10 protein-coding genes are annotated in these 14,338 nt (G+C 74.5%); 4 read left to right on the top strand and 6 right to left on the bottom strand.

Annotation, left to right across the window (positions count from 1 at the left end; all coding sequences use genetic code 11):
- Nucleotides 1-25 precede the first annotated feature (25 nt).
- From FRCN3DRAFT_RS0229230 to FRCN3DRAFT_RS0229205, 6 genes are all read right to left on the bottom strand, one after another.
- Complete coding sequence (locus FRCN3DRAFT_RS0229230) at nt 26-859, bottom strand: alpha/beta fold hydrolase (RefSeq protein WP_198536049.1); 834 nt, start codon at nt 857-859, stop codon at nt 26-28.
- Nucleotides 860-1,050: 191 nt separating this feature from the next.
- Complete coding sequence (locus FRCN3DRAFT_RS0229225; RefSeq protein WP_007515145.1) at nt 1,051-4,119, bottom strand: helix-turn-helix transcriptional regulator; 3,069 nt, start codon at nt 4,117-4,119, stop codon at nt 1,051-1,053.
- A gap of 131 nt (nt 4,120-4,250) precedes the next feature.
- The gene (locus FRCN3DRAFT_RS0229220; RefSeq protein ID WP_007515146.1) at nt 4,251-5,177 is read right to left on the bottom strand and encodes a cyclase family protein; all 927 of its coding nucleotides are present in this window, start codon (nt 5,175-5,177) and stop codon (nt 4,251-4,253) included.
- A gap of 54 nt (nt 5,178-5,231) precedes the next feature.
- The gene (locus FRCN3DRAFT_RS0229215; RefSeq protein ID WP_007515148.1) at nt 5,232-6,386 is read right to left on the bottom strand and encodes a thiolase domain-containing protein; all 1,155 of its coding nucleotides are present in this window, start codon (nt 6,384-6,386) and stop codon (nt 5,232-5,234) included.
- Nucleotides 6,383-7,597, bottom strand: coding sequence for an acetyl-CoA acetyltransferase-like protein (locus FRCN3DRAFT_RS0229210; RefSeq protein WP_007515149.1), 1,215 nt, complete (start codon nt 7,595-7,597; stop codon nt 6,383-6,385). Before FRCN3DRAFT_RS0229210 ends, FRCN3DRAFT_RS0229215 begins: the two co-directional genes overlap by 4 nt.
- Nucleotides 7,597-8,649 carry a Zn-ribbon domain-containing OB-fold protein gene (locus FRCN3DRAFT_RS0229205; RefSeq protein ID WP_007515150.1) on the bottom strand — a complete coding sequence of 351 codons (1,053 nt, stop codon included), beginning with the start codon at nt 8,647-8,649 and terminating at the stop codon, nt 7,597-7,599. The genes FRCN3DRAFT_RS0229210 and FRCN3DRAFT_RS0229205 overlap by 1 nt, the downstream gene beginning before the upstream one ends.
- Before the next feature lie 493 nt (nt 8,650-9,142).
- Here FRCN3DRAFT_RS0229205 and FRCN3DRAFT_RS0229200 point away from each other — a divergent pair, with 493 nt between their 5' ends.
- Genes FRCN3DRAFT_RS0229200 through FRCN3DRAFT_RS55450 form a run of 4 tightly spaced genes read left to right on the top strand, consistent with a single transcriptional unit; the run spans nt 9,143 to nt 13,527 of the window.
- Nucleotides 9,143-11,371 (top strand): ABC transporter permease subunit, encoded by a 2,229-nt coding sequence (locus FRCN3DRAFT_RS0229200; protein WP_007515151.1) that lies wholly within the window; start codon nt 9,143-9,145, stop codon nt 11,369-11,371.
- Nucleotides 11,358-12,179: an ABC transporter ATP-binding protein gene (locus FRCN3DRAFT_RS0229195; RefSeq protein WP_007515152.1), complete on the top strand. Its 822-nt coding sequence runs from the start codon at nt 11,358-11,360 to the stop codon at nt 12,177-12,179. The genes FRCN3DRAFT_RS0229200 and FRCN3DRAFT_RS0229195 overlap by 14 nt, the downstream gene beginning before the upstream one ends.
- The gene (locus FRCN3DRAFT_RS46890) at nt 12,176-13,078 is read left to right on the top strand and encodes an ABC transporter ATP-binding protein (RefSeq protein ID WP_007515153.1); all 903 of its coding nucleotides are present in this window, start codon (nt 12,176-12,178) and stop codon (nt 13,076-13,078) included. The genes FRCN3DRAFT_RS0229195 and FRCN3DRAFT_RS46890 overlap by 4 nt, the downstream gene beginning before the upstream one ends.
- Entirely contained in the window at nt 13,075-13,527 is a 453-nt protein-coding gene (locus tag FRCN3DRAFT_RS55450; protein ID WP_007515154.1) for a hypothetical protein, read from the top strand. The genes FRCN3DRAFT_RS46890 and FRCN3DRAFT_RS55450 overlap by 4 nt, the downstream gene beginning before the upstream one ends.
- Nucleotides 13,528-14,338 lie beyond the last annotated feature (811 nt).

Raw genomic sequence — 14,338 nt, 5'->3', positions numbered from 1 at the left:
GTCGCCCAGGGTGCGACCCGGCCGGTCAGCCCGCGGCGGGCGCCAGGACGCACGTCCTGATGAAGTCCTCGACGCTGGCGGCGATCTCGCCCGGGGCTTCGAGCATCGGGAAGTGGCTGCGTGCCCCCTCGAGCCGGCGAACGTGGAACCACGGGTTGCTCTGGGCATAGACCTGCTGGGCGACGAGATAGCCTTCGTCGGCGGGGTCGCCGTACAGGTGCAGCGTCGGCACCGGTGGGTGCAGCCGGCCGAAGGCGGCGAGCGGGCTCCCGTGGCGCGCGAACGCGCCGCTGATCAGCTCCCCGGCGCGCGACCACGTCGAGAAACCGTTCGCCCGCATTCCCTCGACGAGGTCCACCAGCCCAGGGACGTCCTCGTGGCCGTGAACCCACGACGCGGTGAGCGCCGCGACGGCGGCCTCCCACCGGGCCGGGTCGCGCATCGCCGCGAGACCACCGAGGAACGGCGCCGGCGGGCCGAGCACCATCCAGTCGACGAGCACGACGCCTGGCACCCTGTCGGGGAACCGGCGGGCGAGCTCGAGCGCGACCCAGCCGGCATGCGCGTTCGCCACCGGGACGAACGTCCCGACGCCCAGCGCGTCGACGACACCGACGGCGTCGGCCAACAGGTCGTCCCACTCGTAGTCGTGGGGCCCGGGCGGGTTCGTCCCATGGCGGCGCCAGTCGACGGCGACGCTGCGCCGCCAGAAGGCGGTCGTCCCGGCCAGGGGGCGCCACATCGAGCGGGGGGAGCCCAGACCACTCAGGTAGAGCAGGGCCGGCTCGCCCGGTCCGGCGTCGACGCCGAGGTCGTCATGGTCGACGGTCCGATCAGCAGCGGGAGGCATGTTCGTCATGGCCATGACTGTCGCCGCCGGCGCTGGTCCACCACAGCGGTGAGATCACGTATCTTTCCGGCGGCCGACCACGTACTCAGCGCCCGCAGCGCCACCGCCCTGGACGGTCCGGTACGTAGCGCCCGCGACCCGGGCCTGCTTCACCGGTGCCGACGCGCCGCCTGGTCGCGCCGCCTCGCCCGCGTGCCGCCCTACCCCACGACGTGGTGGGTGTTGGCCCAGGCGACCAGCCCGGTGCGGCTGGCCGCGCCGGTCTTGGCGAGCAGCCGCTCGACGTGCTTCTCGACGGTGCGTGGTGACAGGACGAGGACGGCGGCGACCTGGCGGTTGGACAGGCCGCCCGCGACGAGGCGAAGGACCTCCGCCTCCCGGCTCGTGACGCCGGCCGCCCGCAGCGCGGAAGGCAGCGCGGCCAGACGCCGTCCGCCGCGAGGCACCGCGGCTCCGGCCTGGCTCAGCAGGCCGCGGCAGGCGGCGGCGACCGGGGTGTGCCCGCCGTCCTCGAAAAACCCCAGCGCGCCGCGCAGCCAGCTCGCCGGATCGCCCCAGCCGCCGGCGAGCGCCGCCTCGGCGGTGAGCCAGCGGCAGAGCTGGTACCAGCCCTCGAACCTCCCGAGCGCGCGCATCGCGTCGTCCGCCTCGGCCACCAGCTCGTCCGCGGTGCCCACATCGCCCCGCGCCGCGGCGAGCACGGCCTGGGGGAGACGCCGCAGGGCCAGGTTCGCCGGTATCCCGCTCGCGTCCGCCGCGCCGACGACTGCCGCGACCCGCGCCTCGTCCGCCCGGCGGCGGCTCGCCACCCGGCCGCCTTCCCGCGCCCTGCCCGGCGCCAGGTGCAGCAGGGCCCACGGCGCCCAGAACAGGCCGGGGATGGTGCGGCCCGCGAGCCGGCTCGCGGCGACGGCCCTGTCGGCCGCGTCCAGCGCCGCGGCCCGGTCGTCCCGCAGCAGCGCGCCCAGCAGGCGGGCATGGCCCCAGCCGGACGCGGCGACGTCGGGCTCGTCGGGCGCCAGCCCGAACGCCTCGCGCAGCGCCGCCTCGCCGTCCCGCGCCCGCCCCGCGACGACGTGCGCGGTGGCGACCTGCACGAGCGCCATCGGCACGACCGACGGCAGAGGATAGTGCCGCGCGACGTCCAGGCAACGCCGCCCGGCTTCCAGAGCCGTCGCCGGGTCGAAGCACAGCGCCGCCGCTCCGGCGATCTGCAGGTCGACGAGCGCCGCGGTGGCGAGCGCGCCCAACGCGGCCGCCCGCTCACGGGCGGCGAGCAGGCCGTCGACGTCCCCGCGCCGCAGCATGTCGACGATGCCGAGCTCGGACAGGCAGCGCAGTTCGTCGTCGACGAGACCGTGCGCCCGGGCGATCCGCAACGCCTCGGTGAAGGCGGCCACCGACCCGTCCAGATCGGACCTGCGCGTCAGCCGGCCAAGCATCCGCAGCGCCTGGCATACCGCGACGGGGCTGCCGCCGGCGTCCGCCAGCCGCACCGCCTCCGCGGCGTGCCGGCGGGCACCATCCTCGTCGCCGCGCGCAGCGGCGAGTTCCGCGCGCAGGGCGTGGTAACGGCTGGCCTCGTGCGCCGACCTCACGACCGCCGGCTGGTCGAGGGCGGCGTCGTCCGTAGCGGCGTCGTCCGGCATGTCGAGGGCGGCGGGGGCCAGCAGGAGAGCCGCCGCGGCGAGCCGGGACGTCGCCGCTCGCCAGTCGGTGGCGGCGACGGCCGCGGCGGCGACCCCGAGGTGGGCCAGCACCGCCGTTCGGCCTCCGCCGCGGATCCCTGCCTCGACCTCGGCGCCGGCCAGGCCAGCCGCGGCCGTCTCGGCCAGACCGACGTCACCGACCCGCTGGGCAACGTCGAACAGCAGGCCGGCGGCCTCGACCCGGACGTCGGAGTCGTCGGTCCACGCGATCGCGCGCAGCCCCGCCTCCCGGGCGCTCGCCGTTCCGCCGTCCGCGAGAGCGTCACGGCCCAGCTGGACCGTCATCCGCGCCGCGCCCGCCTGTTCGCCGGCGCGCAGGCTGAGCGCCACAGCGGTCTCCAGCCAGCGGCCCGCCGGCCGCGGGCGCGCCGCCTGGAGCGCCGCGAGCGCCGCCCGCGCGAGCCGCGTGGCCTCGCCGGGTGGGCACGTGGCCAGCACCGACTCCCGGACCAGGTCGTGCCGGAAGGCGACGCCCGGTGGATCGTGCCGGAAGACGATCAGCCCGGCGTTCGCCGCCGCCCGCAGCGCGCGCAGCCCGGCGTCCTGGTCGGCCCCGGCGGCGGCGACCACCAGCGGCCAGTCGCTGAGCTGCCCGAAGAGGGCCGCGGCGCGCACCAGTGTCGAGACGGACGGGCCCAGGGCGGCGAGCCGTCGTTCGACCGCCCGGGTGTAGCCGGCGGGCAGCACGCTCGCGTCCGCGTCCGTGAGCGCCCAGCCGTCCGCCGTCTCACGCAGCAGCCCGTCTTCGTAGGCGGCGACCAGGATCTCCTCGATGAGGAACGGCAGGCCCTGGGCTCTGGCGAGGAGCCGGTCGCATCCCGGCGGAGGCGGCTGGCCGCCCAGGCAGTCGGCCGCGATCGCGTGGACCTCGGCCGGGCCGAGCTCGCCGAGCTCCAGCACGTCGAGGGCGCGCCGCTGGCGCATCGCGTCCAGCAGCCCGGCGCCCGGGCCCGTGACCTCCGACCGCTGTGTCAGCACGACCAGGACGGGCTGGTCGGCGAGATGGTCGCTGAGGTAGTCGAGGACGGTCAGCGTCTCCGTGTCCGCCCACTGCACGTCCTCGACGACCAGCACCGTGTAGCCCGCCGGCGCCGGCGGGTCGTCGGGGGCGGGCCTGCCCGCCGGGCCCGCCGGGTGTTCGGCGAGTCCGCGCAGCAGCCGCAGCAGGCCCTCGCCCACCAGCACGGCCGCGTTCTCGCCGGGTGAACCGAGCGCGGAGACCGTCGGCTGGGCGAGCAGGTGCTCGAGCACCGGCACGAACGGCGCGAGCCCGGCGTCCGCCGGCCACGGCCCGGCGCGGGTGACCGCGAGCAGGACCTCGACCAGCGGGCGCAGGCTCGCCCGTTCCTCCCGGTCGACGCAGCGGCCGGTGAGGACCCGTGCGCCGCGGGCGTCCTCGGCCAGCACGTCGCGTACCAGCCGGGACTTGCCGCTCCCGGCCGGCCCGACCACCGCGACCGCCCGCCCTGCCCCGCCGCGAGCCGCCGCCAGCGCCGCGCGCAGCTGACGCACCTCGGCGTCCCGGCCGACCAGCGATAGGCAGAACCGCGGGCGTCCCACGACGCCAGAATAGGGACGGCCAGGGCCGCGAAACCCGCAACCGCGACGCCACACCGGAGACGCCGAGCGCGGCAGGGGACTCGCTCTCCCGGGCCGTGCCTGTTGCCGCGGCGCGTGGCGCGCCTCAGGGGTTACCTGATGGCAATGGGAGCCACCGGGCCGCCCAGGCCGCCGGTGAGTGGCTCCGGGGTCGCCGCCAGCAGGAAGGTGTAGGCGCCGTCGTCGGCGCAGTCGGCGGCGAGGGCCTCCAGGTCGAAGTTCTGGCCCTGGGTCAGGCCCATCTCCACCAGGTGCAGCAGGTGGACGGGTAGCTCGACGTCCGGAAGCTCGCAGGGGTAGACCTCGAAGACGATCGTGTCGGTGGCCGCGGCAGCGACGTCGTGCCCGCGCATCCACTCCACCGAGCGCAGCGACAGCCCGGCGACCGGGTAGAGGTAGCCCATCCTGTCGCCGGCGTGCAGGAGCCGCATCTGGCCGGTGCGGACCAGCACGATGTCGCCCGGCTCGACGGTGACGCCGGCGAGGTCGGCGGCGGCGTCCAGGTCGTCGCCGGTGATGGCGTAGCCGCCGTCGAGCCGTTCGACGCCTTTGGCCCGGGCGACGTCGAGCAGCACCCCGCGCCCGGCGACCGGGCCGGCCTTGTCGATGCCGCAGCGGGCGGCGCCCGCCGCGGTGACGCTGGCCGACCCGAAGCCGTTGTAGATCCGGCCGTCGTACGAGGCGTGCGCGAGCGCGTCCCAGTGGGTCGCGGCCTGCGCCCCCATCACGAAGATGTCGTCGGAGAAGCACACCTGGGCGGGGTCGCCGGTCAGCGGCTCGTTCAGGGAGATCATGGTGCGGATCGGGTTGATCCGCCCCGGGATGAACCCCACCTGCGGGCCGTTCTGGGACAGCGGGATCGCGAGCGGGAAGCGCCTGCCCGACCGCACCGACGCGACGCCGCGGCGCATCGCCTCGTCGGTGAGCAGGTTCAGCGTTCCCCGCTCGTCCTCCGGCCCCCACCGGCCCCAGTTGTTGACCTTCCGAGCCAGCGCGTGAAACTCGTCGGGTAACGGCACCGGTGATCTCCTTCGATCGCAACCGCTGCTAGGCGGGGCCCGTGGCCGCCCGGCTCACAGCGAGGATTTCACGATCCACATGGCGAAGTACTGGGCACCGCCGCCATAGGCGTGGCCGAGGGCGGTGCGGGCGCCCTCGACCTGGTGCTCGCCGGCCCGGCCGCGGACCTGCAGGGCCGCCTCGGCGAAGCGCAGCATGCCGGAGGCACCGATCGGGTTGGACGAGAGCACGCCGCCGGACGGGTTCACCGGGAACGAGCCGCCGATCTCGGTCTCGCCGCTCTCGACGAGCTTCCAGCCGCCGCCCGGGCCGGTGATGTCGTGGCCCTCCAGCCACATCGGCTCGTACCAGCTGAACGGCACGTACAGCTCGGCGACGTCGATGTCGGCGAGCGGGTTGGTGATGCCGGCCGCCCGGTACAGGTCATGGGCACAGTCGACGCCCGCCCGCGGGCGCACCGGGTCGCGGCCGGGGAACGACGTCGGCTCGCTGCGCATCGCCGTCGCGGCGACCCAGGCGGGGGAGCGGCCCGCGGCGGCCGCGTCCCGGCCGCCGGCCTCGTCGGTCAGCACGATCGCGCAGGCGCCGTCCGAGCTCGGGCAGGACTCCAGGAAATGCAGCGGGTCCCAGAGCATGAAGGAGTCGCGGACCTTCTCGATCGAGATGTCGGCGATCTTCAGGTGGGCGTACGGGTTCTTCAGCGCGTTGAGCCGGTCCTTGACCGCCACCTGCCAGCCGATGTGCTCGGGAGCGCCGGAGTGGCGGATGTAGGAGCGGATCCACGGCGCGAAGATGCCGCCCGCTCCCATGCCGCCGGACTTCCCGCCGGCCAGGCCCCACTGGGCGTTGCCCTCCGACTGCTTCTCGAAGGCGACCGCGAGCACGCGGCGGTGGCGCCGCGCGTGGATCAGGTGCGAGGCGACGATCGCGGTCGAGCCGCCGACACTGCCGGCGGTGTGCACCCGCAGGATGGGCTTGCCCGCGGCGCCGAGCGCGTCGGCGAGGTAGAGCTCGGGCATCATGACGCCCTCGAACGCGTCCGGTGCCTTGCCGATGACGACGGCGTCGATGTCGGGCCAGTCCAGGCCCGCGTCCTCGAGCGCGCGGGCCGCCGCCTCCCGGACGAGGCCCGCGAGCGACACGTCCAGGCGCTTGCTCTTGTGATGGGTCTGGCCGATCCCGATGACCGCGCACGGCTCGCCGCTCACCGCGCCCCTCCTTCCTGGCTGGTGGTTGCCTCCTGGCCGAAGGGCTGGCCGCTCAGCAGGCAGACGAGGTTCTGCTGCAGGCACGGGCCGGAGGTGGAGTGCGCGAGCGCCCGGCTCACGCCGCGCTCGTGGATCGCCCTGGCCGCCTCGGCGACGCGCACCAGCCCGGTGGCCATCGTCGGGTTCGCGGCCAGCGGCCCGCCCGACGGGTTGATCTCGCAGTCGTCCGGGAGGCCCAGGGCGTCCCGCAGGATGATCTCCTCGTGGCTGTAGAGCGCGGACAGCTCCGCCACCTCGACCGGGCCGCCGTCGGCGAGCCCGGCCGCCTGGGCCGCGCGCCTCGTCGACACCGAGTCGGTGAGGTCCCGCATGCCCGGCTGGTGCGGCTCGACGAAGTGCTCGAGGCCGGTGATCCACACCGGGGTGATGCCCTTCTCGGCGGCGAGCCGGTTGGCCACGGAGGCGGTCGCGAGCACCAGCGCGCACGCGCCGTCGGTCACCGGCGGGGTGTCGTGCGCGCGCAGCGGCGAGCGCACGTAGTCGGCCGCGAGCAGCGCGTCGACCTGGGTGTCCAGGCTCTCGCTGTCGCCGCCGCTCCCGCCGTCCGAGCCGGCGGCGCCGGCGGCGGCGAAGGCGGGCAGGGCGTGGGGGCTGGTCGCGGCCGCCCGGCGCGCCCGCGCGGCGACGGTGGCGAGGTCGCGTTCGGTCGCCCGGCCGGTGTCGAGCAGAGCCCGCGCCTGCAGTGCGGCCAGCGAGAGCGGGTCGGCTCCCAGCGGCGCGAGGTAGTAGGGGTCGGTCTGCAGGGCGAGCACCCGGGACAGGTCGCCGGTGGACGACTTGCCGGAGCCGAACACCAGCGCGGTGCGCTCCTCGCCGATCAGCAGCCGCACCCACGCCTCGTGCAGCGCCCAGGCGCCGTCCATCTCGACGTGGGACTCGCGGATCGGCGGCCAGGCGCCGACGGCGTCGAGATTGGCGACGAAGGTGAACGTGCCGCCGGACAGGTAGTCGGCGCTGCCCGAGCAGGTGAACTCGATCTCCTTGCGGCCGAGACCCGAGGCGGCGAGCGCCCGGGTGACGACGTCCAGGCAGAGCCGCACCTCGGTGTCCTCGGCGAACTCGGTCATCGGCGAGATGGCGTAACCGACGATGGCGATCGGCTCGCCGAAGACCGGTTCCCTGGTTCCGTTCGAGCCCAGATCGGTGCCCATCAGAAGACCCGGTCGATGTAGCGCTCGGCGGGCAGATCAGGCTCGCCGGTCGGTCGCCACCCGGTGATCGCGCCGGACGCGGATCCCCACCCCCGGTTGCCGATCTCGTCGGAGTTGCGTTCCGCCATCGGCACCCACACCGCCTCGACCCGCATTCCCACCCGTACCTCCTCGTTGGAGACGTCGACGACGGGCTGCAGGCCCATGAGGGCATCGACCTCGTCGAGCAGCACCGAGACCCTTACGAACGGCTCGGTCTCCTTCTGGCCCGGGTACTTCACCGGGGTGACGATCGTGAAGTTGGTGACGACGCCGCGGTCGGGCAGCGCCAGGTCGTCGCCCTCGTCCAGGGGGATCCCGTCGATCGGGCAGAAGTCGCGCGGCGGGACGTAGACCTTCCCGCACGTCGGGCACCGCTGGCCGAGCAGCTGGCCGGCGAGCAGGGAGCGCGCGTAACGCTCGGTGGCGGCCGACAGCGCCTCCTTGTAGGTCAGCGACGACCAGAACTCCATCGTCTCCACGGGCTCGAGTGGCGCGCGCGGCTCGCCGGCGGCGGCCGCGAGCGTGGCGCCGTCCACGACGCCCGCGTGGACGGTCTCGACACCCTCGGGGACGAAGTAGGCCAGGTCGTCGGTGCGCCCGGCCGGCTCGGCGCGGAAGCGGGGGACGACCCGCAGGCCGGCGCGGATCGCGTCCTCACCGCCGGCGTCGACCGCGTGCACCAGGCTCGTGCCGGCCCCGTCGAGCTGGATGAGGGCGAACGCGAACGGCCGGTCCAGCGGGTGGCGCGTGCTCGGCTCGCCCACCCACGTCCACGAGCGGACAGTGCCGGCGGGCCCGACGGCGACGAACTCGCCGGACGTGGCGGCGCCGGTGTCCGGGTCGTACTCGAGCGGTGGGCAGAGCACCCGCTCGCCGCTGCGCACCCCGAGGATCTGGCCCCGGGCGAGCGCGGCGACGAAGGTGCCGACCACCGGCCCGAGGCTGCGGCGGTAGGGGAACTCGACGGTGTTGGTGACAATCCTTGGTCCAGACCTGGCACCAGCTGACACAGGCAAGGCTGCCTCCCGGCGTCGCGCCCACCCGCGCGGACCTGCCGGGCGGGAGAGCGACGAGAACCCCGCGACGAGTGCGCCGCGACGAGAACGTGTTCCTACTTCTACCGCGTTCTACCGCACAACGAGAACGTGTTCTAGTGATGCCTCGGTAGGGCGCTGGCGGTGACGGTGCCGGTCGTCCGCGCGAGACGGGCATCTCGGACTGCCCTCATATCGCGCATAGTATTTGCATGATTACTATGTGCCGCCTTTCGGCGAGGCTCGTGGCTGCTGGCGGGCGACTCGGGTGAAAACCTTGCATGATCGATTAAGAACGTGTTCTATGTCCCCGAGCGTCCTGTGGCGTAGGCCACAGCGATTGCCGGCCGTCCGTGCGGGCGGCCGTGATCGCCGGGCTGGCCGCGCCGTGCGGCGCGGCCGTGGTCGCCCGGCGACCCAGGCCGGCTGGAGACCGCCAGCCGGCGGGCAGGGGGACGGGAGGTCGCGCGTGCACGAGTTCCTGGTCTTCACCATCAGTGGCCTGACCACCGCGGGCATCTACGCGATCAGCGCGTCCGGGCTGACGCTCACCTACGTCACCACCGGCGTGTTCAACATCGCCCACGGCGCGACCGGGATGCTCGCCGCCTTCACCTACTGGCAGCTGGCCGTCGGCTGGGGGCTGCCGGCCCCGCTCGCGCTGCCGCTCTGCGTCCTCGTCGCCGCCCCGCTGTTCGGCCTGCTGCTCGAGCGGGTGGTGATGCGCCGCCTCGCCGGCGCCCCGGAGTCGACCAGGCTGGTCGTCACCGTCGCCGTCCTCGTCGTGCTCGTCTCGCTCGTCCAGTGGCTCTGGGACCCGAGCACGTTCCGGCGCAGCCAGGAGCTGTTCGCCGGCAAGGGCTTCCACCTCGGCACCATCTCGGTGCCCTACAACGACGTGCTCGTGCTCGGCGTCGCCGCGGCGGTCGCCTTCGCCCTGTGGCTGCTGCTGCACCACAGCCGCGCCGGCATCGCGATGCGCGCCCGCGTCGACGACCCGGGGCTGGCCACCCTCAACGGCGCGCGCCCCAGCACGTCGGCGCGCCTGGCCTGGATGGCCGGCACCGCGCTCGCCGCGCTCGCCGGGATCCTGATCGCGCCGAAGCTCACCATGTCGGCGATCCCGCTGACGCTGCTGATCGTGAACGCCTACGCCGCCGCCGTCATCGGCCGGCTGCGCAGCCTGCCGATGACGTTCGTCGGGGCGCTCGCCGTCGGCCTCGCCGCCGACTACTCCGTCGGCTACCTGCCGAAGGTCCACTACGGCCAGCAGTACCTGCGCGGCGCGCTGCCGGTGGTGCCGGTGCTGGTGCTGCTCGTCGCGCTGCTGGTGCTGCGCGCCTCCCGGCTGCGCGGCCGGCCGGCGCTCGCCGTGCGCGAGATCACCCCGACACCCACCTGGGGCGGCGGGCTGTGGTTCGGCGCCGCCGTCGTCTTCGGGGCGGTCATCGCGGCGACGACCCTGTCGAAGGCCGACCTCTACGCCTCCACGTCCATGTGGGGGCTCGCGATCGTAGGCGTGTCGATGGTCCCACTCGTCGGCTACGCCGGGCGGATCTCGCTGTGCCAGCTGAGCTTCGCCGGCATCGGCGCGGCCGTCGTCGCCCATGCCGGCAACGGCGGCAACCCGGCGGCGCTGCTGCTCGCGGTCGCGGTCGCCGCCGTCGTCGGCGCCGTGGTGTCGCTGCCGGCGCTGCGGCTTTCCGGGATCTACCTGGCGCTGCTGACCGGCGCGTTCGCCGTCACCCTCGACAACTGGATCTTCCAGCTGCCGTCGTTCACCGTGGCCGGCCACCGGTTCGACCTGTTCCAGGGCGGGACGCTGTCCGCCGACCGGTTCCGCGTCGGCGGCTTCCACACCGACTCGGCGAAGGCGTTCTTCATCACCGGTGCGGTGCTGTTCGTGCTCGCCGCGCTCGTCGTCGTGGCGGTGCGGCGCAGCGAGCTCGGCCAGCGGCTCATCGCCGTCAAGGAGAGCCCGGCCGCCTCGGCGACCCTCGGGATGAACGTCCGGCTGACGACGCTCGCCGTGTTCACCCTGTCGGCCGGGCTCGCAGGGCTCGGCGGCGGCGTCTACGCCTCCGCGGTGCGCTCCACCACCGCGGACTCCTTCAGCTTCTTCACCGGGCTCACCCTGCTGCTGCTCGTCGTCGTCGCCGGCGTGAGCTCGATCGGCAGCGGCCTGGCCGCCGGGTTGCTGCTCGGCACCGCCGCGGTCAGCAGCGCCGCCGGCGACTCCGCCGCCCGGGTGACCGCCACCCTCGCCGGCCTCGCCGCGCTGGCGCTCGCGGCCAACCCGAACGGGCTGATCCCGTCGGTGCTGCGGCCGGCCTACGAGCCGGTGCGCCGGGTGCCGGCGGTACTGGTGGGCTCCCTGGGCGTCGTCACCGGGCTGTGGGTGCTGCGGCTGGTGCACGCGGTCGACGGCGGGGTGTTCCTGCTGGGGATCCTGGTGGTCGCCGTCGCGGCGCCCCTGCTCGCCCGCTCCCTCGCCGACCGCGCGTCCGGAGTGCCCACCGCCCTGTCCGAGGCGGCCACCGCCCCCGCCGGGCCGGATGAGGGCCTGTCCGGTCCGCTGGAATGGCTCGGCTTCGACGCCCCGGTCAGCCAGGCCGACCTCGACGTCCTCGACGCCCGGCTGGCCCTGGCCAGCGTCGACGAGCCCAGCCTCGGGGAGGTTCGCGTTGGCGCTGCTTGAGGTCCGCGACGTGACGGTCCGCTACGGCGGCCACGTCGCGCTGCACTCCGTCAACCTCGGTGTGGAGGCCGGCCGGGTCACCGGGCTGATCGGCCCGAACGGCGCCGGCAAGACCACGCTGTTCAACGTCCTGACCGGCCTGCTCCCACCCAGCTCCGGCCAGGTGCTGCTCGACGGGAAGGAGATCACCCGGCTTGCCCCCTACCGGCGCGCCCGGCGCGGTCTCGCCAGGACCTTCCAGATCCTGGAGCTGTTCGGGCAGCTCACCGTCCTGGAGAACGTGCAGCTCGCAGCCCGGCTGCGCCGCCGCTCGGCGCCCGGCGGCGGCGCCGACCCGCGAGAGCTGCTCGCCCGAGTGGGCCTCGCCGCGCTCGCCGACCGCCGCGCGGACACGCTGCCCACCGGCCTCGGCCGGCGCCTGGAGCTCGCCCGCGCGCTGGCCGTGCGCCCGCGGGTGCTGCTGCTCGACGAGCCGGCGTCCGGCCAGGACGAGGAGGAGACGGCGGCCTTCGCGGACCTGCTCGGCGAGCTCGCCGGCGAGGGCCTGGCCATCCTGCTCGTCGAGCACGACATGACGCTGGTGATGGGCGTCTGCGCGCACCTCTACGTGCTCGACTTCGGCACCCTGATGGCCGAGGGCGACCCGGCGACGGTGCGCGCCGACCCCCGCGTCCGCGAGGCCTACCTCGGCACCGTCCCCGACGCCGCGACCGCCGGGATCGGCGCTGCCGCCAGCGCCTCCGGTGCTGACCCGGGCGGTGCGGGTCTCACCGCCACGGCCGGTCCGGGCGGGAAGGAACCGCGATGACCGTCGTCCCACCGGCCGGAGCGACCACCAGGCCACGGCCGGGCGCGGGTGCCGTGCCCGGCGCCGCTGCGGGCGGCGCGCCTGCGCCGCTGGTCGAGACCCGCGGCGTGCGCGCCCGCTACGGCCGGGTCGAGGTGCTGCACGGCGTCGACCTCGCCGTCGGCGCGGGCCAGGTGCTCGCGGTCCTCGGCCCGAACGGCGCCGGCAAGTCGACCCTGCTGCGCGTCGTCGCCGGTCTGCACGCGCCGAGCGGTGGCGAGGTCGTGCTCGGCGGCCGGCGGGTGACCGGCGCCGACCCGGTCGACCTGGCCCGGCGCGGGCTGTGCCTGATCCCGGAAGGACGGGGAGTCTTCCCGAGCCTGACCGTCCGGGAGAACCTGCGGATGATGACCTACCGCGGCGGCCGGTCGCGGGCCGACGTCGAGGAACGGGCGGTCGCCCGGTTCCCGAAGCTGGGCCAACGGCTGCACCAGCCGGCGGGCACGATGAGCGGCGGCGAGCAGCAGATGCTCGCGCTCGCCAGGGCGATCGTCGCCGACCCGGCGGTGCTCCTGCTCGACGAGCTGTCGATGGGGCTCGCGCCCCTGGTGGTGGCGGAGCTGTACGCGTCCGTCCGGGCGATCGCCGCCGAGAACGTGACGATCATCGTGGTCGAGCAGTTCGCCGCCGCGGTCCTGGAGGTCGCGGACACCGCGGCCGTGCTGGTCGAGGGCCGGATCGCGGCCGCCGGCCGGCCGGCCGACATCGCCGGCGGTCTCTCCGGCGCCTACCTGGGCGGCCGGTCCGCCCGCGACGAGAGCAGTCCCGATGCCGCCCCCGGCCAGGTGCGGCACCGCGTGGCCCGGGCGCCCGCGGTCAGGCATGACGCGATGACGACGATCGACGAGGTGAGATCGTGACGATCGAGACGACCGGCACCGCCGACACCACCGGCACCGCCGACACCACCGGCGCCGCCGGCACGGCCGGCCCCGCTGGGGAGGCCGGGCAGCCGCCACCGGCCGTGGCCAGACGGGCGGGTGACGCGGGCGGCGCCGGCCGAGCCGACGACTTCCGGGCCCAGATGGCGGCGCTGCGCATCCGCGACCCGCGGACTCGGACCGAGGGGGCGCTGCTGCGGCTGGGCGCCTTGCTGCTGGCGGCCGGGCCCGTGCTGGGGATCATCGCGTACGTGATCTCGCACGGGACGACGAACCCGCTGCAGCAACGCGACGCGATCGTCCTGGGCACGGTCGGAGTGTCGCTCAGCGTCGTCGGCGCCGCGCTGTTCGTGCGCTACTCGATGGCCGCGTTCCTGCGCTTCTGGCTCGCCCGCATCCTCTTCGACCGCCAGAACCCACCCGCCTGACGCTCCTGCTCTCCCGCTCCCGCTCCTGCTCCTGCTCTCCCGCTCCCGCTCCTGCTCCTGCTCTCCCGCTCCCGCTCCTGCTCCTGCTCTCCCGCTCCCGCTCCTGCTCCTGCTCTCCCGCTCCCGCTCCTGCTCCTGCTCTCCCGCTCCCGCTCCTGCTCCTGCTCTCCCGCTCCCGCTCCTGCTCTCCTGCTCTCCCGCTCTCCTGCTCCCTTCCTGCCCACCGCCCCCGCGCCCCTGCCCCAGACACGCGAGCCGTTCATGATCTGGTGGGATCTTCGGAGTCATAGCGTTACGTGTCTCGGCACATACAGTGAGAAGCGGGGTTCTGACCTGCGCTTACTTCAGCAAGCGCAGGTGAGGCGATGGAATCCCGACTGAGCCACCGGGCCAAAATGCTAGCTGGCGCAAGCGAATTGCTAACAAGAGTTAGCGCCGCCTCGCAATGCCCGCCCGCCCTTCCTGTCTCGCGTCGTGTCAGACGTCTGAGGCAATCGTGATTTCCTGTCCGACGTCAGGGGCACGAGATCGCACCGGCCGCGCCCCTGACGTCGGACAGGATTCGCCGCGACGTCGGACAGGATGAACGCGATCTCGCCGACGGTCCAAGGCGGACGCCGCCGGGGCAGGGGCAGGGGCATGGGACCATATGAAGATCATAATTGTGGTGCGAACTGAAGTGATCCGTGCTGTTGATGAATCCGGTTATGGTTGACGAGGTATGCACCCCCAACACCGTGCGGTAGCGCGTGCGGGCGGTAGCGGGTAACCACGTCGGCGGTGGGCTGGACCGCGTTAGAGGCGGTTCGGA

It is taken from the genome of Pseudofrankia saprophytica (assembly GCF_000235425.2).
Classification (GTDB): domain Bacteria; phylum Actinomycetota; class Actinomycetes; order Frankiales; family Frankiaceae; genus Pseudofrankia; species Pseudofrankia saprophytica.
This window is presented reverse-complemented; position numbering and strand designations above follow the sequence as displayed.

What these genes read in the sequence shown, in the direction of transcription:
- FRCN3DRAFT_RS46890 (WP_007515153.1), top strand. Translation starts at nt 12,176, where the DNA reads ATGACCGTCGTCCCACCGGCCGGAGCGACCACCAGGCCACGGCCGGGC.
- FRCN3DRAFT_RS0229210 (WP_007515149.1), bottom strand. Translation starts at nt 7,597, where the DNA reads ATGGGCACCGATCTGGGCTCGAACGGAACCAGGGAACCGGTCTTCGGC.
- FRCN3DRAFT_RS0229230 (WP_198536049.1), bottom strand. Translation starts at nt 859, where the DNA reads ATGACGAACATGCCTCCCGCTGCTGATCGGACCGTCGACCATGACGAC.